Below are 25646 nucleotides of genomic sequence, written 5' to 3' on the forward strand. Positions count from 1 at the left end.
TGGAGACGGCCGACACCAGGCCGATGAACCTCGGCAACGTCACGGCCTCCATAATCACCGACTGGTGGCAGCTCCACAAATGGACCTCGACGGTGCAGCCCATAGTTTCCGGAAAGTATGCCCACGGCAATCGTGCCGGCAGGGCGGTCGGCCCACACCGAAGCATGCACGGTGACGACCGCACCTCGTCCGAACCGCGATGAAACCATTCAACCGCTGAATGCTGACGAGGCCGACGGCCTTCTCTGCCAATAGTCGAGTCCGGAGCACCTTGAGCAGCTGGTCTACGGCCCCCGGATGACGCCCACATGGTTCTCACCTCGGAACCACCCCCGCCGTACGGTCCAGGTCGCCGGAGACGGCTGGCCTGCACGAATGTTGTCGTCGCCAAATGTCACAAACCCCGGTCCGTAGACCGAGTCCGTGATTCCCGCTGGGCATACTTTCCGGAAACTATGCTCAAGTTCTATCGCCGCTGGTCGCGATGACGAGCCCGTTCTGTCTGACCAATACGGCGCTACTCTCCACTGCCGAGACGACACCCTGGTCAGGTCCTTAATGCGGGCCGTGCGGATCTACTCCCTGTTTTCGCAGGGGAGCCGCTGTGGTTAGCTCGCCAACAGCTCCGCGACGCTGCTGATTGCCACATCGTCCCAGGAGGCAACCACAAATCTGATCCTGCTCACCCGCCGTTTCGAGCCGCATTCCCCCCTGTCACCAACTCCACAGCACGCAGTCGAGGTTGTTCAACTCGCAGGCCTCTTACTCTCCGTCCAGGACACGATCCCTTTTCGTTCCAGGCTTTCCCATCCACTGCGACCGACATTCCGCTTCGTCAGCTGAGAGGAGATTGCGGTTTGTGTATGGGAGTCAAAGGCGATCCTCTGCACCAGCAGTTGATAACACAACCGCAAGCCTCTGGGGATTCGCGCTGCGAAGATGCCAGCAGTGATACCAGCCTCCGATACGGCTGTGTCGTCGGTTGAGCCATGCTGGGTGGTCGGGAGGAGGGGGCGGATCGCCCCGCTCCTCCCTCCCTTGTATGTTAGTTCTAAAATGCAGGATTCTCTCTGTGCGTACTCAAGGGGGCAATTGGCGGGAATTTTGACGAGCCGTTGGATGCTGAATTCCCGCCAATTGGCGTTTCCACTGAAAGGCCTATTCGACCTTGCATGCAGCCGGAACAGATTCTCTTACTCCAACACGGGATCCTGCAGTCGGCAATGGCAGCCCGTTAGCATCGCCGGATGGTCCGCCGAGAAGTCGGCTAACTGAATACATTTCCGCTGCCACTCGGTTGCCTTGTGGCGCAGCTGATGGAGCAGCTGGCGATGTTTTTCGGAAAGCTCTGCAAGCCCGTCGAAATTACGATTCCAATGCAGTGCTTTGGAGAAATCCTTTTTCCCATTCTGAATGAGCTCGTAGATGGCTTGCGCCAGGTCGGTGATTGAGTTGGCGCGCCGGTCGCCGTAGCCTCGGCGAAGGGCCAACACCTCGAGCCCGCAGCCTGTTCGCCGTTTAAACCGATCCAGCTGTCGTTCGAAATTCCGCCGCTGTACCGGCGTCTGAAAGACGAAAGCTGACGGCTTGAAGATCCGATAATCGCGAAGTTTGTAGGCGGGTAAACCTAGAGGTAGAAGGACAGGCTCCATTCCCTGGCGCAGCGCCTTCTTCGCCTGGCGTTTAGCGTCCACCAACTTCAACAGGCCTCTCTCCAAGATTAGCGGCGCAGGGCCGGTGAAGCGGTCCGTAGTGTACGTCCGAAGCAGCCAGGGGATTAGTTTCGCAACGGACTCGGGGCGGTATCCGCGAAAGGCGCTAGCCACGGGCTCCAGCTGGTTCTGGGAGTTTAGCGAACACTTAAGGTAATTCCCGGAACCGTCGCAGAGCAGCGCGTCAAATGTGACGTCGCCGGTCGAGGACGCCTCTTTGAACTGCAATGAGTGCAGTCCGAAAACCTTGTCGTACTCATCGGTCACGCCAAAGAACGATTTCACATGCTGGCGGTACCAGCGGTTGAATTGTACGGGGTCGTCCGGCACCTGCGCTTGGTCCAGGAAAGGAATTCCGGAGTCTTCATCAGCGCCGCGCAGCGGATAGTCGGGTTGCCGCCTCAGGCATTCGGCAAACGTACACGCGGGGACGCGATCCTTCCGGAAAGTGCAGCCGTCGGTAATTACCTGAATCCCGTTGAGCGCCATCATCAAGCCAAAAGCCGCTGCCCGGGCATGCGCCGTAATTTGGTTGGCCGCCACCACATTGCAAGTCGGCAGATGGTTGGATGCGAGGACACCGTAGAGGCTATTGGCCTGCAGCTTGAGCGCCGCCGCCAGCCCGGATCCTTTTCCCTCTTGCTGTTGGGCTTCATCGCGCAGGCGCGCCAGTGCTGAGGCATTCTTGTGCAAGGGAAACCGTAGGCAGGCGTACTCTTCGTCGAGCGTCTCCACGTGGCAGATTTTGCGCCCTTTCAGGTCCAACAACGATTTCCACGGAAGGTGCTCTTGGCGAAGGCGATCTACCAAGGCATCAAATGCAACGCCATCGTTGGCTACGAACTGGGTGGGATACATCACGAGGCTGTCGACACTCAACGCTTCATATTCGCGCCGTGCAGCGGCCGGCAAAGCCTGGATCATGAGCCAAGTGGCCGACGTCACCACGCCGGAATCGATTCGCCGTGAATACAAGCGGGCGCCTGCCACAGCTTCCGACTGGCGCTTCTTGTAGTTTTCCGAGGTCCGGGCTCCGTCCGTGGACGGGATTAATGTATTGGCAATCTTCTGAATATCCCCCGTGACGCGAAGGAACCAGGCATCCTGCTGGCAGCATCCTTCGACCATCTTGACGGCGTCCCGCAGTTTCAGCTTGCGGCTACCCGGTTCGAATATCACCGGCCGCCCCCAATAGACATCGAGTTGGGACGCAATCCGGTTGTAACATTGGCGCATGTCGACATCCCGGAGCATGCCGGGAGCGCAGTGGGCAAATTCGCAGGGGGAGCGACTATAGGAAAGTCCGCCATGGATCTTGCCGGTGGTTTCGCCGTATCGGCTGGCGCGCTGGTCGCCGCTAAAGATCGTGGAGCCACCTTTGGCTAGGAGCTGCTTCAAATCCCGGGGAACCGCCAGCACCTGGGAGTCCTTGGCGACATGTTCCTGGGTCATCGCCACCAAAAAATTTGCCACTCGCCTTCCCAGGGTGGGCGCCATTTCGATGCCGCCAGGATGGTCGAATCGTTGGTAGATCGCTCGGTCGTATTTGGCCATCTCTTCGTAGACCAGCAAGGTATTTACCGCGTCAACAATCGCGTAGCCATACGCGTCGTGTGTTCGCTGTTGGTAGGTTTTCAGCATTACCCTTTTATCCTGGTCGGCGAGCAATTCATTTTTGCCCAACTGGAGAAATGTACGGCTGTGGGAATCGAGGCTCGCCGATCCGAACGGAGCCTGCGTGTCGCAAAAGCTCAGGGTGATTGGGTAGATCGCGCCGTCGGTGTCCTGAGCGAATTGGACTACGGGCTGAAAGTTCGTGAAGCTGGAATATTTCGTTTCGAACCGTAAGATTTTGCCATCGCTGATCGCTACTGGCGGTAGGTGTGAAGGCTGCTGGAGCAGAGCGCGGTAGAAGTCGCACCCAAAGATTCTCAGGAAATCGGCCGGCCAGAAGTGGCCAATCAACCGCAGGTGGATTCTGGTAGGGAGTCGCTGTGTTACCGGAGGATCCTCGCTGGACGGTTGAGGCAGCAAGGCATAGCCTTCCTCGCGCGATACTGGGAGCAGCGGCGGTTGTAAGTTTAAGAGATCATTTAGCAGACCTACCGGTGACAACCCCGAGTGCATTCGCTTCGCCGGCCGCACTTTCAGCGTCTCAAAGAATCGGCCGTATCCGCCTGCCGTCCGTGGTAGGTACCGCTGGAGATCGAAGTCGCTCGGCAGGGGCGGAATGGCCGGCGAATGATAAAGTTGGACCAATACTCGAGGCCCCAGACGCGCAGCTGCCTGGATGGTCAATGTGTGTGCGAATTGGAATTCCGTGTCCAGCGCGATTGTAATTCGAGAACTAGTGAGGTGTCGCAAAACAGATGTTCGATAAATAGTCGCCGAGGGGTCTTGCAGTGATTGCATATGTGTGAGGGAAGCCTGAATCAAATAATGCACGGGCGCCAAGGAAGGAGGAGGAGTTACGTTCGTCAGAGCAGCCGTAAGGGCGATGTAACGACGAATTGGAAACCGGTGGCGTTAGGTGGCGAGAAAATGGTTATTGATTTTGCTCGAGCTCATCAGCGATTCTGCGAAGTTCGTCGGCAAAGCCTGGGAGCTCATCGACGCGACAGAGTTCACGCCAAAGGTTGACGACGCTTCGGACCTCTGCAGCGAACCCTGGCAGGGAAGATTTTTCGTCGGTCGTTCCTCCAGTCGAACCCTCATCAGAGGGCTTTCGGGATTGTTCTTGGGGGGTGGCATATGAGGGCTTCAGTGGTTTGAGTTCGCAAGTCAGTGAGTTAAGGACCCAGATCAAGTTCGTCAGCAATGCCGCGGAGGACGTTGGCAAATTTCGCTGGCTCGTCGATTCGGCCGGCGATCGTCCACACTTCGATTACTGTACTGATTTCATTGGCAAACTCCGCAAGATCCGACTGATCGTCAGCCGTCTCCGCGCTGGCATCGTCTGCGGAAGACTGCTCACCATCGGCCGTCGGCTCGGCGTCTTGATCGCCGCCTGCATCGGCGTCCTGCTCGTCCCCTGTCCCAGAGTCCTCAGCCGTGTCACTTGCCTCGTTGCCTTCGGAAGTCTCCCGTTCGCCTTTGGATTCGTCGGAGTTTCCACCCTCAGCTTCCTCAAGTGTGTACTTGGCCACGATTCTCTTCGCCTCTGCAAGCGTGACACGCTTCCCTTTCTTGCAGAGCCTAAGCGCAGCGGTGAATGCTGGTTTGGGCGTCGCCTCCCGGTTGAGATAATACATAGCCTCAAGCGTAAAAGATCCGCAAAGGCTTTTCGGATCTATGCTGCCGAACGTCCTCTCCGCGCGTAAGTAATTTCGCGCGCACGCCGGGGTAAACGGACAGTGCTCCTTTACCCACTTTTCGAAGACACCGTTGCCGCGCTTCGCCAATAGGTCATGAACCTTTTTCAACAGTCGCCAGATTTCGAGCATGCTTTCAATCGTCTTTGCCCCAGCCGCAGCAATACCGACCGCGCATTCCTCCAGCTCCCTGTCCGTGTTCGTTGATAACTCGGTGGATTCGGCCACGCGAGATCGGCTGACAATCATGTTTTCTGACTCAGAATTTCGACGTACCTTGTGTTTTTTCTGTTGATTCATTTTGTTTCCTTTGTTCTTGGGTCTCTTGGATTTTTTGTGCTCATTCTCGACCTTGCGTCGCCCTTTTTCGCGATTAAATTCCGTGATTTCTGAGTTCTTTCTCCGCCTTGCGGATCGCGCGCTCTCGCTGCATCGGTGAGCGAATTATCAGTCCTTCGCTTCCGCCCTGCTGCTCCGCAAAGCGCTGCAGAGCCTCAACGCTAGTGAAAACTTTCCCACCAAGCACCAAGCTTTCCAATCGACGGCCACGGGCGCCTTTTTTCCGCCAGCGCCAAAGGGAGGCCGTACTTGGCCGGCCAGGGAGCAGCGCCGCGGCCTGGGAAAGCGTCAGCAAAGTTTCCGTTTTTAAATCAATCATGGTGTGGTGCCGGCGGTAAATGAACGTGAACGCAACTCATCGTAGGCCGTTTGTCCCATATGAAAATTGCGCAAGAATGAGCGCGTGTGCGCGCAATTTTTCGCCAGACCGGGATGGTTAGGGACAGGCGATTACCACGTCGCTCGACATTCACAAGCTGCTCGCGCGGCTTCGGGCAAGCAATGGCGCGATTGTCGTGGCTGGTCAGGGTTGTAAAATGTCGCTTCAGGCAAATAAGGAAGGCAACAATACGTCGGTAGACCCAAGGGAGGCGGTGACAGGCAATGCGTCATCAATTGATTCGGCCTTGGGCAGGATGGGCTGCTTCAGCCGGCCTGCTCGTTCTTCGCCTAGTGGTAGGCGTTGCTTGCCTGTTTCACGGCTGGCAGCAGATTCAGAATCCAAGGAGCTGGGGCCATAGCACCGTCTGTCTTTCAGACGTTAGCTGTTGCGGTCGAGCTTGGTGGTGGCATGGCGCTAATACTCGGACTCGTGACACGGCTTTGCACCCTTGAGATCGCTGCGACGATGATCGGGTAATGGTGATCGTCCATGTCCCAAGGGGCATCCGCAAACGACTTGCCTAACCTGACATCCGATCCCATCGCGCCGGTAGACTACCGGTTTGGCTTTCCGAAATACTGAAAACTCCCGAGATTGTTGCACTAGTTTGAAATGACTTGAAATGTCCTCGGCAATGGATAGAATGCACAGATCTCTCGGATAATTTCGGGTTTTCTGTGGTGTACAAAACTCCAGTTGTGGATCTGGGGGTCACGGGTTCAAGTCCCGTTAGCCACCCTATCTTGTCCAGCGCCACAGAACAGAGACTCGCAACCTTGGTTGAAGTCGATCAATGGTGTGATCGTTTTGACCGGTCCGTGGCGATGTATTTCAGATGGGACAAAGGCTGAGAGGTCACGATCAGGAAGGTTACGACTTACTCAACAGTTCTTGGGTGGAGCAATGTCTCACTTTTACGATGAGTCTGGGACAGAACTCATTTTCATTGGTCGAACTGCGGTAGCAGATGACGGCGCCTGGTGATGGAGGGGCTGCATCTATGGCGCTATATCACCGTAAACGATGCCGCGACCATCGGTTCCCACGTAAACACGGCCGTAGATGCGCGGATCGCCGGTCACCGCGCGGAACCTGGTTCCGTACTGATGCTGATCGTCGTTGATGCGCATCCAGATGTGTCCACTGTCGTCCGAGCGGAATATCCCGGTATCTCCCAAGTAGCTTCCGGCAACAAATAGTGCGGGGTAATCCTTGCCCGGCGCTGCTTTTCCGAAGCCGAAATTCTGATCACCGCTCATGATGACCGGAGCAGCGGTCAATTGCATGAAAGTAGCACCGCCATCTACAGAGTGGGCCAAGATGCCCTCGGCAATCAGCCACAGGTCTCCTTCCATCCCCTGTGTGGCAACGATTCCCGTTCCATAGCGACTGCCACCTGGCACACCACGCCTGACGTTGCCGCTATTGACGGGCAAGTCTGGCATTTCCGAAGGATTGGCTTGGAAAGAAGCACCACCGTCGGTGCTGATGTAGATTTGTTTGTGGTCTACGTCGAGGGCATAAGATTTCAATGGGTTCACTCGATCAAACAGGGGACGCAGGCCGGCCGGCAAACCTTGGCAGGCTGTCCACGACGTGCCGCGATCTCGGGTGATCTCCGGAGTGCCACTCAGAGACATAAACGTCGATCCGTTTGCCGAAACAACCAGGCCGCCGGTATGTCCACCACGACCGAAACCACGATTGTCCTGATTGATGGCGGAATTTGCCGGACCGTGCAGTGGTGACCACGTTTGTCCGCCATCCACTGAATACGCCATTCCGCCATCTTTGCCGGTGCCGGAGCGCACGACCACGTTGGGATTTTTTTCGGCATAATCAACCGAATAGGTGCTGACGAACACGGGATTTTTGTGCATGCCCGTGGGTGGCGAGAGATCGAGATCATCATGCGTAAACCCGCCAATGTCGGCGAGAGCGCTAATCAAATGTACTCCCTCATTAGGACTGAGGAGGTGGGCCACGGCGGTTTCTTCAATGCCATCAGCCCAGACTGACCAATGAGTGGCCTGATGAACGTCGGCAAGAGTTACATCATTGGTGGCGTAAATCGTAGCGCCGGTTCCATAGGCCATGTGGCTGGAATTAAACGGATCGATGGCCAGGGCATCCATCCACCAGCCAAATCTTGGTTCTGCGGCTCCAAATGAAAGATAGGGAGAGCGCGAAATGTCCAGATGCGCTTGGGCATTGATTGAATTCCAAGTTTTTCCACCATCCGTGGATCGCAGGACATCGTCAGTCGGATTCCAACGGTCGATGGTTGCGATTGCAAGAGTACCCGGATGCTGGCGATCGATGCTCAAGCCTCCATAACCAAAACCTGGGTTCCCATCGTGCTTTGGAGTCAATGGCGTGATGTCTGTCCATTCGCCATTTTTGGTATTCAGCTTCCATACGGCGCCATCTGTAATATTATTTGGACCGGGTCCATTGCCGTAGGAAATATACAGCATGCCCATGGAATCCAGTTCTGCATGACGGGGCACCAGGGTAGGAGGAGGCTGCCCGGCGACGACTTCCCAAGAGCTTCCAGCATTCGTGCTGCAAAACAAGTGTGAATCGCCGGGCTCGGTTGAGCCGACGAAAATGGTTTGGCACGGCGAGCCTGGCAGGCTGCTTGACGCATCGAAGACCACGAAGCTGAGCCCGACGTTGGAGCCGGCGCCGAAGCCAAGACCGCGGTTTCCAAAGCCAGCGTCCTGGTTTTGGTTGTCGGAGCCTTTGATGGGAAAACCATGGACTTTGTGCCAAGTGCTGGCCGAGTCGCGGCTGATCCACAATCCGTCGTGGCGCGAGCCGAAATAAAGGATATTCGGTGAATTCGGATCAATCGCCAGGCGCTCTCCCAAGCCACGACCATTCTCATTGCCTCCCATCGCAAAGGGAACCGGAATGACCTCGAAGGTTTTTCCCCGATCAATGGATCGCATAATTGCGGCGGAAGATCGCGAACCCATGCCTGCGGCGAGATACAGTTTGTTGGGGTCGACTGGATCGGTCGCCAGGCTTTCGCCCCCCATTAAGTTTGAAACACCACACCAATCGCACAGCGGTGTCCATTGTTGGAGTGAACTATCCCAGCGGTAAAAGCTGCCGATATCCGTGCGACAGTACGCTAAGCCCGGTTGCTTGGGGCTAAATTCAATACCGGTTACGAAGCCGCCGGCAACGATCTTCACGTTCTTCCAAACATATTTTTCGGAAGGAGCATGCTGAGCTGCAACGTTCGAATTGGCCGCGACAACGATCACGACCACACTCACTACATCAATCATTGGGATTTTAGAGCAGCGCATCTCACATCAACTGGACATTGCTGTCAGAGAGAATAATGGATTTCACCTTGTATCAGATTCACCCCACAGCCTGAGCCAAATAGTTCGATAGCGCACCGGATTGGCGTGATCTTGTAGATCAATAAACAATTCAGGGACTCGATGCTAATCATAAAAGCCTTATGCTAGGACGGCACGTCCCCAATTATAGGTAGAATTCAAGTACCCCGTTTGTGCTGAAGTATCCTATCACTTTTGATCACCGTCACGTTGGCCTTTTTCACCCTGGCGTCGTTTTCATCACAGCGTGGCGATGCAAAAATGATGTCATAAAAACTGCCCTTCTCATTTCTACTTGGCTGGGCTTCTTCTTCTCGCGATTCGGGGGGTCAAATTTTCAGGCGGGGACCGGTACAAATTTAACCCCTGATAATGCTTGCTAAGTGGCTAAAATGTGACCACAATAATACCGTTCGATTGCCGAAATAGGCGTCGAAATGTGACCAACTTGGGGCGGACGGTTGCTCACATGCAATCATCAAATGATTGACACCGAGGAGTCCATTCATGTTTGGCACGACTCGCAAGCGCAGGCGATTTGCTTGCCAAGGTTCGCGCCGATTGTGCCGTCTCACACGTTTGGTTGGATATGCCGAAGTGCTCGAGCCGCGGCTGATGTTGAGTAGCACGCCGGCGCTGGTGGTGGGGCGCACTCTGTCGTCCTACTTTGCAGGGGACGTGCAGAACCAGCAAGAAACGCTCACCTTCACGGTGTACAACCAGCAGGCCGATCCGATCGCGGGTGTCTCGCTGACCGACACGCTGGAATCGGGCGTGACGTTTTCCAGTGCCTCGATTGTGCCGAATCAAAGCGGCCAAAACTTAGCGTGGAGCCTGGGAACAATTAACGGCTTCGAAAGTGCCAGCGTGACGGTTATCGTGTCGCTGGCCAATTCAATTCCGTTGCAGTTGGACACTGGTGCGCAAGCGTCCGGCACGCTCGACGCCGCCGCTGTTTCCAACTCAACACCGGCCGCCACTTTGCGCAGCGGAAGTCTTGCTGATCCCGCTCTGCTGGCTTCGACACTCGATGCCAACACGACCGATCCGTACATTCAAGAAGAAGCGGCTGCACTGAATTACGATCCGCAGCAGATTTTCAATTTTCTCCAGACGAACATCGGCTATGAATCTTACGTCGGTTCGTTGCGCGGGGCGCGCGGCACATTGTGGAGCAATGCCGGTGACTCGTTGGATGTGGCCAGCCTGGGCGTGGCGCTTATGCGCGCCAGCGGAATTCCTGCGGAATATGTACACGGCACGCTTTCCGAACCGTTGTCGCAACAGTTGATCTTGTCGATGTTCCCTGCGCCACTGAGGGTCTTTGGTTATGTGGCACCCGGCGTGGAAAAGGCCGACCCTGCTAATGATCCGCAACTTTTGGCGGAAACGCAGGATCATTATTGGATGCAGTTTGATGCTGGTTCGGGCTTCCAGGCGGCCGATACGCTTTTCTCGCAGGCAGTCGTTGGCCAAACATTTTGCACCAGCGACCAAACCTTCACCGAGGTTCCAGAGGCCTTGCGGCATCAAGTAACGATAAGTTTAGTTCGTGAGCTAACTACGCCGGGATCCGGGGCGCTCACCGGCGGCGGATCATCGCAGGATGATGCGACCGTGCTGGAGGAGCATTTCGATTCTGTGGAGCTGGTAGGAGCTTCATTGACACTAGGCCAATATGTCGACAGCAATTCGGTTTCCGCAGGGTTCTCGTACACCACTTATACTTACACCCCCTATTTGCTGGTCAACGAACGCGATGGAAATTTGTCGGACGACCCCTTGGGAATCGGGACTTCGTATCAGGAAATCATCACGAATTTTCCGTTTGGCAGTCAGATTCTTACGGGGTTATTTTTAGAAATCCAAACCAGCGACCCGCTGATCGGCGGCGGAACGCAAACCGAAACCCAGGATAAAACTTTGCTCGACCGCATCGGTTATGTTGCTCGCCAAAACGGCGGCAGTGGAGCCACGATCAGCGTGCAGCCAAATCAAGGCCCCGCCTGGACCGATCAAGATTTTGTGACGGTCGATTTCTCGGGTTGGCGTTTGTCGGAACAGCCATTGGACGCGCAGATGAATGCGCTTCAGGAGCTTGGGAGTGAAGTCGACGCTCTGCCGGCGGACATTAACGATCTGCCGCAGGATTCTCCTGAATTGCAGAGCGCGCTCCAACTGACGGAGCAGTTTGGCATGCAAGCGACTTCTGCCTTCGCGGGAGAGCAAATCTACAAATCGGGCCAGGCTGCTGACTTCATGGCCAGCACGTATTTGACGCGCGTATATCCGGATACGCTCAGCTTTGTGGCCGTGACGCAAATGGAAAATATCGATCCGGATACCGGCGATTCAACCATCAGTCGATCCATTGACATTTTGAGATACTCCGAGAGAACGCTGGCGAGTCCGCTGCAGGCAAAGTCTGCCGAAGATGCGATTCGATTTATCAATGGCATCGGCGCCAAGGTGGTCGAGGACGGATTTTTTGATTCTTCCGATCCCAGCGAGGCAGGCATCAGTTCCCTCGGGGTTCTGACGCAGGCGCTTTCTCAATCCGGCGCTTCACTCGTGCCCATTACCTCCCAAAATATTTCCGATCTGACGGCCTTGAACCTTCCGGCAGAAGCCACCGACCGCATCGAGTCTTCGGCGCAGGAAGGAAATTTAATTTTGACGCCGAACATGCCGGTGAGCATCAATGGAGAAGATCGCATTGCTTGGATTGAAATCGATGGCGCCACGGGAGACACGACAGTTGTGTTGGACGACGGTACACATGGCGTCGAGGAACCAAAAGATTTGCCGATTGTTCCCCAGCTTCGCACGTTGTTCGGCAAAATCGGCCAGGGGCAGGATGTCGATCGGGCATTGTTGCAATTGCAAAACGCTAAGACCCGCCAGCAAAAGCAAGTGGCCCTGGAAGCGCTGGAGCTAATCATCAACGATTGTGGTCCGCTTCTGGAAACATCTTTGAAATTACTTACCGAGTCGCGTTATCTGGTGCAGGTCGAAGAAATTGTGTTCAAAGCGAGGACCACCTTGGCGAATACGCATGGCTTCGCGAAGGTCAATCTTGCTAAAGATCCGGCGATCGGCGACCAATTATATAGCCCTGCCAGCGAGTCGCCGGAATTTGCCGACCTGGGTACCCACGGCGAAACCGGATTGGCCGTTGACGTCGAGCCCGATCCATTGTTCACCGTGCCCGATAATGGCGCGTTTCTTGACACCGTGTACAAGATCGGGATTAAGAATCTGACGGGAACGGACGGCTGGTTTCAAATTAATTTGACCGACCTTGCACCGGGAGTGGACGTGATTTCGTCCGTGCCAGAACTGTACATTCCGGCCGGCGCCGTTGGCGAAACTTCCATTTTTTTGGAGCCGACGGGGGCGCTGCCTGCGCCGGGAACTTCATTGCCGTTCGACGTTGGTGTAAGCAGCGTGGCCGATCCAAGTGTCACGGCTAGTCTCGACGAATCTGTTCCAATGCCCAGTGTTGAGGCAGCGACGTTCAGCCTTTCCGACGTGTCGCCTTCGACAGCTCCTGGCCAAAGCGTGCAGACTCAATTGACGATCAATTCGGTGGGAAATGCTCCAGCAAATGTGACATTCGATGTCAGTACGCCAGCAGGAATTGCCATCAGTGGATTGACATCGGCAACGATAAATCCTGGCGACTCCATCACCCAAGCTCTGACGATAAGCCCTGCCGCCGGTTTGGCTCTCAATACCGATTACAACATTGTCATTACACCGCAGGTTGGGCAGACCGTCTTAGATCCGTTTACGATTGTCGTGCACCTCGCCGCTCCGGGCGCGGATTCTGCGGAATCGGCCGCAACCATTGCCGGCCAGCTTGGCGATACACCGTTAGGTCTTCGCTTGGAGGATTTGAGCGAAGCCCTGACGAATTTGGCGCAAACGCCCACCAGCGCCGTGTTTAACAGCCAAGCGCTGGCGGCGCTGGATGCAATCATTGGACTGTTGCCACCCGATCCGTTTTTAGCGCCGTTGGTGCCGGCGCTGACGGCCGATCGAACCGCATTGGCCCAAGCCACCACGGCTGCCACCGTTCAATCAGCCACTTTGCAGTTGGGCAACGATTTGACGACGTTGGCCAACACTTTGGCCGACGAAGCGGCCCACGGCTTCACCCTAGCGTTGGTCACAACCAGTCAAGTTGGCCAACCGCAGCAGCCGGTGAAGTATCAAATCAACTTGCAAAATACCGGCAGCCAAACCACCACATATGATCTGTCTGTCGCAGGCTTGCCCAGCGGAGTGACCGGCGTGTTCTCGCAGCAAAGCGTTACGCTAAATTCGGGCCAGGCCACGCCCACCAGTGGCCCATCCATATTGACACTGACGATCACTTCGACCTCGACGACCGCTATATCGCCCTTCAGTTTTACGGTTACAGCCACCGCCGAAGGGGCTGCGGAAATCACGCGGTCGGTCACGGGCTCGTTCACCGTGCCGCCGGCATTGGTGGAAGTGACCAGCGTCACGCCCAGCCCGGCATTCGCCCAGGCCGGCGATATGGTCGATGTGAAGGCAGGCATTCTCAATGCCGTAAATCAGCAGCAAAAAGCCAAGGTTTACTTCACGGTCACCGACTCCGGCAACAACGTGCTGTTCACTTCGACGCCGGTGACGACCACGCTCAACGTGTTAACGACGCTTAGCACGGTGGACTTGGGCAACCTCGACACGACCGGCTTTGCACAAGGGGATGATACGATCACGGTTACCGTGACCGATACGTCGGGCAATCCCATTCCCGGCGCCACGGGAACCGGCACGCTGCTGATCGGCAGTCCGGTGACTGCCAGTGAATCGGTCTCGTCTTCAACGCTGCCGCCGGGCACGAGCACGATCACCAACACGCTGCAAATCGACAGCACAGTGAACATCGCGCCGCCGCTCACGCTGGTGGGCCAATTGCCCGACAGCGATCCGCACTCCACCAACAGTTTTAGCGGTGGCGTGCTTGACGGCGTTACCGTCAACGGCAACGTGGTGTACGTGTTTGGCAGCGGCGGGCTTTACACGGTAAGCACGTCCGATGTGACCGCGCCCACGCTGTTGGCCACGCAATCGGATTTTCCACAGACAGGCGGGGCGGTGGTCGGCAGTCAACTGATTGCGGTCGACGCGGGCACGCCCACGAGCATTGCCGTCGACAACAATTCCAGCCTGACCGATTACGATTTGGGCGGGGTGTTCGGCACGGCGCAAGATCCAGGTCGCGACGACACGATTTTTCCGAACTATCAACTGCTCAGCAATTTTGTCGTTAGCCCCGACGGCAAGCACTTGTACGCGACATATAACCAGGTGGTGTTCGACACCTCGACGAACACCATCACGGCCCAAAACGGCACGGTCATCTCGTTCGACATTAGCACTCCGTCGGCCTTGTCGGCCCCTTCGACCAATGCAATTTTGTACAACACGAACGGCACGAATTCGCAGTCGCCTTTGTTCCAGAACGGCGGCAACTTCAACATGTTTGGCATCGTGCAGCCGAACGCCAACACGCTGCTGGTCGGCAGCACCAGTTCCACCGGCAGCGCCACGCAAACCGGCGAAGGGGAACTGCTCTCCATCGACGTGAGCGATCCGGATAACATCAACAGCGATGCGCCAAACACCAGCAAAGTCGTCAACACGCTCGACATTCCCGGCACGACACTGGTGCAGGGCATTGCCACAAACGGCGATACCGCTTTTGTGCTGGCCTCGCAAGGAGGTTGGCTTACTCCGTTCACCAGCGAGAGCGACATCGGCCCCACCGGCGACATTGTGATGGCCACGGTCGACATTTCGAATCCACGCGATCCGACGGTACTGCATACCCAAACGCTCGGCCGCTCGGCGCGCGGCATGACCCAGCCCGTTTCGCTGGGCAATGGCCTGTTTGCGTTTGCCAGCTTGGGGGAAACGACCGACACGCCGCAATTGATTGTCGTCGACGCCAGCGACCCAACGAACATTAAAGTTGTGGAGAAGCTCGATTTGCCGGGGCAAATTCGCGGATTGGCCACCGACGGCACGTATCTTTACGCCACCGGCGACGATGGCCTCTTGATTTACAAGCTGGGGGGCACGGGCGCCATTCCGGTTCACATTTCGGTCAATGTGCCCAACGCCGGTGTGTCGATTGTGCCCAATTCGTTCAGCGTGACTCCGACCAGCATTACGCCAGGCGCTACATACACCACAATCGTCTGGGATACGACTTTGACTCCGTCGTCATCTAGCGAGACGATCACGTGGCAATCGACTGTGACTGGCTTGCAGCCGGGCCAAGCGCTGGCCGTGGCGCAGGATGGAATGGTTTCATTCACGAGTGATGGCACGGCGGGCACAGTGACGCTGCCCGACCAGTTTGTCACCGCCGATCAAATTATCGGTCTGACTCCCACTACGCAAACCGTGGCGCCAGGAGCTGCGGCGTCGTACGAAGTGAATTTGGCCAATCCGACGAGCCAAGCGGTAACCTATACCCTATCGGTTCAAGGCGTGACCACCAGTTGGGTGAATTTGACATCAACGGTGATGGTGGCCGCCAACAGCTCCACCAACGTCGCGCTAACGCTGACTTCCGATTCGTTCGCGGCTGCCGAAGATTACGGCTTCAGCGTGACCGCCGCGGGCAACAACGGCGCGATGTCCTCGGTGCAAGGTGATTTAATGCTTCAAGGAGCGCCGCAGCCGCCCGACCCAAATTCTCATGGTCTAGTCGTAGCGCTAACGCCGGCTCAGGCGACCGTTGGACGGGGAACGTCGGCCACGTATACCGTTCAGTTAACCAATACTGGCAACGCCGACGATACTTTTGCTTTGTCAGTCACCGGTCTGCCGATCGGCGTGACGGCCGCGTTTGCGCAAAACAGCGTCGATGTGCCTGCTGGCGCTGGCAACTTCCGCGACGTAACGCTCACTTTGACTGCCGCAACAAACTTGGCGGCCCAAGCGTACGCCTTCCAGGTGAAAGGGACGTCGACGACGGATTCGTCGATTACATCTTCCGCCGGCGGAACATTAACGGTTGTCACGCGCGGAGTGCATGTGACGCTTAGTCCTGGGGCGGGCGCTCCGGGGACAACGTTCCAAATGACCGTCACGAATACGGGCACGGCCAGCGACACGTTCAATCTTTCGCTAGCCGGGCCGGCGGCTCTGGTGAGTGCGTTGGCAAGCACCTCAATCACGCTGGCCGCTGGAGCCTCGCGCACGGTGAACATTACCACGCCAGCGGTGAATTTTGCCGACGCCGGCAATTTATTGTTAACCGCCGAAGCGACGTCGGCGGCCAATGCGGCGGTCACGTCGAGCGCAACTTCCAATTTGACGATTGCCGCCAGCCAAGGTTTGAGTGCCGCGTTCCAGCCTGCTTCGCAAACACTGCTGACCCCCGGAACCGCCAACTTTTTCCTCAATGTCAACAACATAGGAAATACTTTGGATTCGTACTCGGCAACGATTGTCGGCTCCAGCGGCCCAGTCACGGCCATGCTGATGGGTTTGGACGGTCAGCCCACGCAGTCCATTCCCACGTTCTTTTTACCGGGCTTGGGTCAAGGCGTTCTGGAATTGATGACAGATTCGATAACGCTGGGTCACGGTACGGTGCAGGTAAAAATTACATCGCTGACAAATCCCTCGGACAGCGTCACAGTTCAGGCCAATGTCAACGTCGGCAACCCGAACGACGTGGGCGACGTGGGGCTGTTGCTGTTGGATTCTTCCGGAAGCGGCGCGCTCACGAATTCCGGCAACGGCGGCGTCCATGTGACGGGCGGCGACATTGTGATCAATTCCAAAAGCTCCAAAGCCGGCATTGAAACCGGAAACGGGAATATTTCGGCGACGGAAATCGACGTGACGGGCAAACTGAGCCAGTCGGGCAGGGGGAAATATCAAGGCGTGATTGCTCATCCTGCGCCGCTGGTCGATCCGCTGGCTGCGCTCGTCGCGCCCACGCCGCCTACGCCCGTGCACAAAGCGGTGAACGTATCCGGCAAGACCCAGCTCACGCTGTCGCCGGGGACGTACAGCGGAGGAATTAAAATTTCCGGGAGCGCCGTCGTCACCCTGCTGCCTGGGGTTTATTACTTGCAAGGGGGCGGTTTGTCGATCAGCGGTTCGGCAAAGCTGAATGGCCAAGGAGTGACAATCTATAACGCTCCGAAGAAATCGACCGACAGCATCGCCATCGCTCCTAATGCCACGGTAACTTTAAGCGCGCCCACGGATGGGACTTATCAGGGCATCGTCATCTTCCAGAATCGCACATCGACGGCGCCGATCGTTATTTCCGGTGGCACGTTCAACTTGACCGGCATTGTGTATGCTCCCAAAGCGAAGTTGTATTTTGCCGGGAACAAAAATTTGACCATCAGCGGAGACTCCGCTGATGATCTTTCAGGAGCGTTGATACTGGCTGATTTAATCACGAGTGCCAATGGAGCCATCAATATTGGGTCCGATTCGAGCGCCAGTCCGCAACTGGTTGTCGCCGCCGTTCCCTTAGCGAGTAGCCTGAATAGTACCCCAACAAATTCACCGGCAACTTCGACGACGACGCAATCGGTCGGCAGCAGCGCCACAACGGGTATTGTTTACTTGCCGCCGGAAACCTTCAATTCCAGCAGTTCAGCGTCTAAAAGTTTGTTGCTGGACGGCTCGAATTCGAATTTTGAGCTGCTGGATGAACTATTGTCGCAACTTGCAGGGGGTCCGGTCTTGAATCTCTGACTCCAGCCTTGAATTCCCAGACGATGTTGCGCCGGATTGAACTATGCGGTGAAAATCCGCGAGTCGATCGGCGGTTTTCAGACGCAGCCACCATCGGCGTGCGGCGAGGACCGACCACACCGCTTCGACCAAACCGAATGGCCATGCGCCTTGCAGAAAGCCGTAGCTGGAAGCCATCAAACAGGCGATTGCAAAGGCCAACACAAACCAGTGCGATCGAGCTTCAGCCGCATAGAAGACCAGCATGAGGCCGACCGCCACCAGTCCGTAAATAGTTAGCAAGTCCATTCCAGTCTTTCAAGGGAAGTCGCTCAATGGTTCAGTCGAACCGCTGCGTCCGTCAGCGTCGGAGGATGGCGACTGCAGGGTTGGTTCATGGTCGGTCGTGGGCAAAGCATGAAGCTGATTCGTAGCGTACATTTCGGCCATCGGTGATGCGCAGCGCTAGGATGACAAGCTCAACCGTCAAACCATAGCAAATTAATGCTATTCCAATCCTCGTGTTCAACGTGCAAATCAACAACGCCAAGCAGAAAACGTGATGGACGTTGAACAGCAGCGTGACAATTCGACGCTCCAGGCTCGACATCAAAAAGCTTGTTCCGTCGGAGTTTTGTTCAGCCGGTGGCATATACAGAACTTAATTCGGAGTGAAAATCCGGAGTTCTCGCTCGATCTTGCCACCCAGGTGTGCAGCCTGAAGAACTTTAGTGGGGACCGAGCAAGAGACTCCGGCTAGAGGTGTTCGCGCGATCAGCCAGGCGGTGGCATGAGGCGCTACTTGCCTTCTGGCGTTTGTTTTTGGTATCGCGCTTGAAGAGCAAGGTTCATTTCCAACACATTGACGATGGGTTCGCCCGCCATTCCATCCAGCGGCGCGGTACTTTTGCTCTTTAGCAGCGATTCAATTTCTTTGTGCAATTTGGCTTCGTCATTGCCCGAATCCTTCGCCCAAGCGGCGGCCACACGATCGAGCTGGAACAGGGCGTTATCGAGCGTAATATGTGGGTCCAGACCGGAGCCGGAGGTGGTTACCATATCGCCGGGAACATCTTGCAGGTCGGCGTCGGCATGATCCTGTCGCCATAGATCGAAGAAGGTCGATTGGATGTCGGAACCGTCGGTCACCAGTTGCATACTGGTTGTCGAATTGCCGTCAGCGCCTGTTTTAGTGACTGCCGACAAAAACTTGCCAGGATTTTCCTTGCTGAAGTTGTCGAAGAAAACGACCGCCAGGTCCGAAGGAGATGGACTTTGATTGTCGGGGTTATCGGCCTTAAATTTAGTGACAATGTCGGCATGGGTCTTTTCCCAGTCGAGCACATATTGTTGTTGAGGCGTGGGATTCTTTTCGTCAAACGTTGTTCCCACCCAGGCTTGAGCGACGCCGTTGTGGGTGTCGGCCCATTGAGCCACGATCGACGGATTGCCTTGGAATTTATCGTCCTTAAACCAGGCTTCGATGTCAGGCCCCACGGGCTTGCCCGTATTGGCGCCGCTTTTGTACGTGGCCAGCGGGCCAATTGCCGTGGCCACCCGATTGCGCAGAGTGTAATTGGAGGCGGCCAGCGCGGAGGAACTGGATGCCGAGGCATCGTAGGAACAAGCGGACGGTCGGGGCTGGAAGAACTCATCCTTGGTAAATGGTTGGGCAATCAGCAGCGAACCGACGGCTTCGCTGGCCTTCGTGGTGGGCGTGCCATCACTCTTCAAAAGCGAGCCGTTCGCCTGGAATGGAAAGAACGCTTGGCCTATGGCCCACATTATGGCCGGGTAAATGACACAACAAATAATCACCGAAAGCAGCAATAACCACAAACTCTTGGAAATGATTTTTAACATGGACGACACCATAAAATGTTTTCAGGATGGATGACCGCGATCAGCTTGCCAGATGCAGAGCGACCATAATGACGTCGATAAGTTTGATGCCGATAAACGGCAAGATCACGCCGCCTAGTCCCCAAATGAGCAAGTTTCTACGCAATAGCGCATCAGCTCCCAGCGGCTTATAGGTAACGCCTTTGAGCGCGACGGGAATTAACGCTGGTATAATTAAGGCATTAAAAATCACTGCCGAAAGAATGGCCGAGGTCGGCGAGTGTAAGTGCATAATATCGATTTTCTTCAGCCATGGCAGTGTTCCGGCAAATAGCGCGGGGATGATGGCAAAATACTTGGCCACATCGTTGGCAATCGAAAAGGTCGTTAGCGCGCCACGGGTCATCAACAGTTGCTTGCCAATTTCGACTACTTCAATGAGTTTTGTGGGATCGCTGTCGAGGTCGACCATGTTGGCCGCTTCTTTGGCGGCCTGGGTGCCGGCATTCATGGCCAAGGCGACATCTGCTTGAGCCAGCGCCGGGGCGTCGTTCGTTCCGTCCCCCATCATGGCGACTAGTTTTCCCTGTACCTGCTGATTGCGCAGATAATCGAGCTTGGTTTCCGGTGTCGCTTGAGCGATAAAATCGTCAACGCCGGCCCGTTTGGCAATGGTGGCCGCCGTCAGCGGATTGTCGCCGGTGACCATTACGGTCCGCAAACCCATTTTCCGCAGGCGCTCGAAGCGTTGTTGCATGGCAGGCTTCAAAATGTCTTCCAAAACGACAACTCCAACGAGTTCATTTCCATCGGCCACGACCAGCGGCGTCGCCCCCTGAGAGGCGGCGGCATCGACGATTTCGGTCATTTCGGTGGGCACTTTGCCGTTTTGACTACGAACCAATTTCAACACGGAATCGGGCGCTCCTTTGCGGATGCGTCGGCCATCGGGCAAATCGATGCCGCTCATGCGTGTTTGAGCAGTAAACGGAATGAAGATGGAATCTCGTGGAACGGAGATATGTGTTTTTGCTTGTTCTTCAAACAGCTTGACGATGCTGCGACCTTCGGGCGTCTCGTCGGCGCCGGAAGCCAGCGCGGCCAAGCCGGCCAATTCCGCTTCGGAGTGTTTTCCGACCGGAAGAAATTTGGTTGCATGCCGATTGCCCATCGTGATAGTTCCGGTTTTGTCCAGCAGCACAACGTCCACGTCGCCCGCCAATTCCACGGCTTTGCCGCTTTTGGCGATAATGTTGGCCTGCAAGGCACGCTCCATCCCGGCAATTCCAATCGCCGCCAACAAGGCGCCAATCGTCGTTGGAATCAGGCAGACCAACAGCGCCACAAGTGTCGGAACATCGGTTCCCAGGCTCTTCAGTGGTTCTGTCAGCCCGAGATAACCCATCATGTACTGCTCTGCCTGCCATGCCATTGGCCAGAGCGGAATGACCACGATCAGGAAAATCAAAGTCAATGCCGACAAAGCCAAGGTCAGCGCAATTTCGTTGGGGCTGCGCTGCCGGATAGCGCCTTCCACCAGCGCGATCATGCGGTCCAAGAACGATTCGCCGGCGCCGCTAGTAATGCGCACGGTAATTCCGTCGGAAATAACCTTCGTGCCGCCAGTGACCCCCGAGCGGTCGCCGCCCGATTCGCGGATGACCGGCGCCGATTCGCCCGTGATGGCCGATTCATCGATGGAGGCGATGCCTTCAATAATCTCGCCATCGCCAGGAATAATTTGCCCCGCTTCAACGAGGACGCGATCGCCGGGCTTGAGATCCGTGGAAGATACGTCTTCAATGTCGCCATCCGATTTTAGGCGGTGCGCGATGGTGTCGCGGCGCGTGCGCCGCAGCGATTCGGCCTGGGCTTTGCCACGCGCCTCGGCCAGCGCGGTGGCGAAATTCGCAAACAACACGGTGGCCCACAGCCAGGCGTCGAGCGCAATGAAATACCGCGCTACGGCAGCCGAACTGGCGTTGAAGATGAACAGGAACGTGAGGACCGCTCCCACCTCGACCACAAACATCACGGGATTCTTCCACTGCACATCGGGACGAAGCATGACAAATGCTTGCTTCAAAGCCTGCAGCGTGGTTTCCGTCGTCAGGAGCGGTTGCCGCCTCGAACGGCGCGGCGCTCCAGGCTGATCGGCGGACGAGGTGGTGGCGGTTCCGGTTACGTCGAGAATTGCATCGCTCATTTCAGACATTCCTCAGGACTTAATGACGTACATTCGTTGAATCGATATGGAAACAGTAAACCGCCGCCTAGCCCCCGAATGGAATCGGACCCAAGTGTTCTGCCAGCGGGCCCAGCGCCGCGATCGGCAGGAATAGCAAGGCCCCGACGATTAAAATCGTTGCAAACAGCAAAAAGCCGAATGTCGGCGTGTTATCGCGCAGGGTTCCCAACCCGAACGGAGCCGATTTCTTGGCGCCCAGGCTCGCCGCCATGGCGATGGGGGCAATGATTGGGATGAAGCGACTGACCACAATCACAATGCCCGCGGCAATGTCGAACGGAATCGATTCCGGCGCGGGAGTGGGATTGTTGTTCAAGCCGTACGATACGCCCAGCCCGTCGAATGCCGAGCCGTTATTGGCCGATGCCGACGAAAACTGATACATAATTTGCGAAAAACCATGGGGGCCTGGATTGCTGACCGCTTTGTTTCCCCAATCGGTGGCCGCAAACAGGCCCGAGGGCCACAAAATCATAATCGGATGAATCAACAGCGCGATGAGCGCCAAAGCGACTTCGCGGCGGCCGATTTTTTTGCCCAAGTATTCGGGCGTTCGTCCTACCATTTGGCCGGCCACAAAAATTCCGACAATCACATACAGCAACATGTTAATCATGCCGACCCCTTTGCCGCCGTAAATGCAGTTGAGCCACATGCCAACCATGGGCGACATCGCGGCGACAGGATTCAAGCTGTCGTGCTCGCAATTCACGGCGCCATCGGTCACGTCCACGGTCAGCGCCGCGAACGTGGCCCCGGCTGAAGTGCCGAAGCGCATCTCTTTGCCTTCCAGATTGCCCAAGTGCTGCTCGACAGGTAGCCCGGCCACCGAAGGAATGGTGATGTCTCGTTTGCCATCTGGTGCTTTGGGGTCCGGCACGGTGTAGGTTTCGGCCACAGGGTGCGCGGTAAACCCAGGATTCGGCTGATAGGTGTCGTAATACACGGACCACCAAACTGTACCTACCATGAGAACCATCATGACTGAAAAGATTACCCAGGCGTGCTTCAAGCGGTTGAGCATGCGGCCATACATCAACACCAGCGCGAACGGGAACAGCATCATGGCCATGCAAGACAGCCAATTCGTCAGTGCCGTGGGATTCTCGAACGGATGGGCCGAGTTCATGCCGTAAAACCCGCCGCCATTGGTGCCCAACTGCTTCATCGGGACAAAGGATGCCAAGGGACCGACGACAATCGTTTGTTGCTTCGGCGTGCCATCATCGTTGGAACCGAGCGATCCTGGTTCCAACGTGGCGACCTGTTGGGCACAGTTGTACGTCATTGGGCTTCCTTGTTGCAGGAAAACCAATCCAAACAGGAATGCAATGGGCAGAAACATGTACATGACGACGCGCCACATATCGACAAAGAAATTGCCGACTTTGGCATCGCCGCGAAAGCAACGGATGATGACCGTCAGTCCGCAAAAACCGATCGACGCCGAGAGGAAGAAATTCGCCAGACCAAAAAAGATTTGACTAAAGTTGGAAAAATGCTGATCGCCTGAATAATGCTGCAGATCGGTATTCGTCATGAACGAAATGACGCTGTGGAAAATCGTGGTTGGTTCCAGCATTCCCCTGCCCAGCGAATTCAGCGGCATCCAGGGTTGCAGGGCCAACACCGTAAAGCCGAATACAAACAGGACAGTATTGAAGATGAGCATGGAAGCGGTGTACTGCTTCCAATTTTGTGGTCCGCTGCTTACTTTCGATTCAAACCAGCGCAGAATCGCCGGAGCATGATATTTTCCGTTCATGATCCACGCCAAATATCGACTCAGCGGAACGGCGAGGATGGTGGTGGCAACAAGAATCGAAATTGGTAGAAACCACATTGCGACAGGCTCCTGAATGCTTGACGAATTTGCGGTGGAAATGTGGAATAAAACGGCCGTTAATTAGAACCATTCCGGCCGAATCATCGCCACCCACAGATAAATGAACATCAATGCCGCGACTACGGCCGTGATATATATCAACATGGATAAGCGCCTCAAATGTGTTCGCTGGCCTTTAAAAACAATAGACACAGCCCCATTAAAACGATGCCCAGCACAAACATTGCCGGCAACCAAATCTCTAGTGACATTGGAATTGTCCTTTTACATTTTTTCGCTTCGTGGACTATGGTTTGTTAAAGTCCCCTTTGCCCGCGTGGCAGCAATCCGCGCTCATAACCACAGTTGGCAATGCTGATGTCTTTATTGGCCGACCCACCATTTCTTGCCAGGAACGACACTGCGAACAAAACGTTCGTGGATCGAAACTGGCACGATGATCGGCGCCGACCCATTGCCATTTAACGTTCGAGGTTGCGGCTGCTTCAGCACGGACCCATTGCAATCGGCACCGAGAGCGTCACAACCAGCACTGCTGTAGATTGGGCGAGCCGTATTTACCGGGATTATCCGGTTGGCCTCATTTCGGCATCCAAATCGATCGCACAAGGTGTTGAATCCCATCAACACCAAGGGTATCACGGCGGCCAACGGCAAGGTTCGGATGATGAATCCAACCAGCGAAGATTTTGGAGAAAGCGCGTCTAAAACCGCGGTCAAGCTTACGAGTGCTGTGGATGCGACGATTGCCGCACACACAACCAGCAGCTTGTTTTCTTTGTGAATAGTCATTTTCAACTCCTTGCATTCGCCGATTGCGGCAGCACCGTCTTCATTGCTTGCCGTCTTTCATTTTTTGCGGTTAGACGGCGTCGGTCGCTGTGGGTTACGGCATCGAGAGTGCATCTTGAGTCTTTGCATCCGGCGTGCCGGAGTTCGATGATATGTCTAAATGCCTACGCCATTGCCAGATGCGAAAATCAGTTGTTACAGGGGGAAGAGAAGAACGCGCATTTTGCAAGATAGTTTCATGCAAACTTGCACGATGCTAAGAGCGCTGAATGAAAATGAAGAGGATTAAGTCTTTGAATATCAGCGCCCTGCATGACTCAATCCCGAAGAATACAGCAGGCGCGGGGTCTGACTGGTCCGCCTGCAGCAGGGCGGCTAATTTTGAAGCTGTGACGACGCACGACGCGGTCGAGTTTAAGCACGAGATGATCACGCCGCCTGGTATGGGAACCGTTGCTGCCGCATCTGGAAAGCGTACAGACCGTTTTCATCTCACCCGATGAGGCGCTAATTCCTTGTGCGGCGCGGCCAGGAAGCAAAGCCGGATCGTATCTGTTGGAAGATTATGCCATCGCCACGGTGCCTGTTCATGACACAGCACTAGGAGTCAAGCTTCTTTACGATTCGACAGAGCCATGCCTGAATTGCCGCACCAACATGCCGCAGGCCACGAGAGCCAGGATGAATGTGCTTGGCTCGGGCACAGGATCGGAGGAGCCGCCCCCAGATTTTAATGAGGCGATGAGCGCCTGAAGATCGGCATTATTCACTTTGCCGTCGTTGTTGATGTCTCCGATGGCCAGCAGTTGAGTGTTGGTCAGCCCACGGGCCGATTCGTAAGCCGGCAAATTGGCCAGTGCCTGCTCCATCGCCACGATGTCGGCGGCATTCACGTGGCCATTGAGATCAAAATCGCCGGGCAGATAGGGAGCGAACGACACGCCCTTGAAATTCGGACCGCCATTTCCCGCCGACGATTGAATCTCCGTGAAGTTCTCTCCCGCCCCCGACGTTGCATTAAGCGTGTCTACAATCGAATAAAGACCGTCCGGCTGGTCGTCTTGCAC

9 protein-coding genes are annotated in these 25646 nt (G+C 55.8%); 1 reads left to right on the forward strand and 8 read right to left on the reverse strand.

Annotation, left to right across the window (positions count from 1 at the left end; genetic code table 11):
• Positions 1–1193 precede the first annotated feature (1193 nt).
• From VMJ32_01445 to VMJ32_01455, 3 genes are all read right to left on the reverse strand, one after another.
• The gene (locus tag VMJ32_01445; GenBank protein HTQ37658.1) at positions 1194–3746 is read right to left on the reverse strand and encodes a hypothetical protein; all 2553 of its coding nucleotides are present in this window, start codon (positions 3744–3746) and stop codon (positions 1194–1196) included.
• A gap of 755 nt (positions 3747–4501) precedes the next feature.
• Positions 4502–5323, reverse strand: coding sequence for a hypothetical protein (locus VMJ32_01450; GenBank protein ID HTQ37659.1), 822 nt, complete (start codon positions 5321–5323; stop codon positions 4502–4504).
• A 1419-nt stretch (positions 5324–6742) separates the two neighbouring features.
• Positions 6743–9043, reverse strand: coding sequence for a xyloglucanase (locus VMJ32_01455; GenBank protein ID HTQ37660.1), 2301 nt, complete (start codon positions 9041–9043; stop codon positions 6743–6745).
• 567 nt (positions 9044–9610) lie between these two features.
• Here VMJ32_01455 and VMJ32_01460 point away from each other — a divergent pair.
• Positions 9611–17872, forward strand: coding sequence for a transglutaminase domain-containing protein (locus VMJ32_01460; protein ID HTQ37661.1), 8262 nt, complete (start codon positions 9611–9613; stop codon positions 17870–17872).
• A 777-nt stretch (positions 17873–18649) separates the two neighbouring features.
• Here the strand turns inward: VMJ32_01460 and VMJ32_01465 are convergent.
• The 5 genes from VMJ32_01465 to VMJ32_01485 all read right to left on the reverse strand — a co-directional run.
• On the reverse strand, positions 18650–19714 hold the full coding sequence (locus tag VMJ32_01465) for a potassium-transporting ATPase subunit C (protein HTQ37662.1): 1065 nt from the start codon (positions 19712–19714) through the stop codon (positions 18650–18652).
• Positions 19715–19754: 40 nt separating this feature from the next.
• Positions 19755–21899, reverse strand: coding sequence for a potassium-transporting ATPase subunit KdpB (gene kdpB, locus VMJ32_01470; GenBank protein ID HTQ37663.1), 2145 nt, complete (start codon positions 21897–21899; stop codon positions 19755–19757).
• A gap of 67 nt (positions 21900–21966) precedes the next feature.
• Positions 21967–23784 carry a potassium-transporting ATPase subunit KdpA gene (kdpA, locus tag VMJ32_01475; protein HTQ37664.1) on the reverse strand — a complete coding sequence of 606 codons (1818 nt, stop codon included), beginning with the start codon at positions 23782–23784 and terminating at the stop codon, positions 21967–21969.
• A gap of 366 nt (positions 23785–24150) precedes the next feature.
• Positions 24151–24579 carry a hypothetical protein gene (locus tag VMJ32_01480; protein HTQ37665.1) on the reverse strand — a complete coding sequence of 143 codons (429 nt, stop codon included), beginning with the start codon at positions 24577–24579 and terminating at the stop codon, positions 24151–24153.
• Between the two features lie 617 nt (positions 24580–25196).
• Positions 25197–25646: dockerin type I repeat-containing protein (locus VMJ32_01485; protein HTQ37666.1), on the reverse strand; the 450-nt coding region annotated here is incomplete at its 5' end.

This window comes from Pirellulales bacterium (assembly GCA_035499655.1).
Taxonomy (GTDB): Bacteria; Planctomycetota; Planctomycetia; order Pirellulales; family JADZDJ01; genus DATJYL01.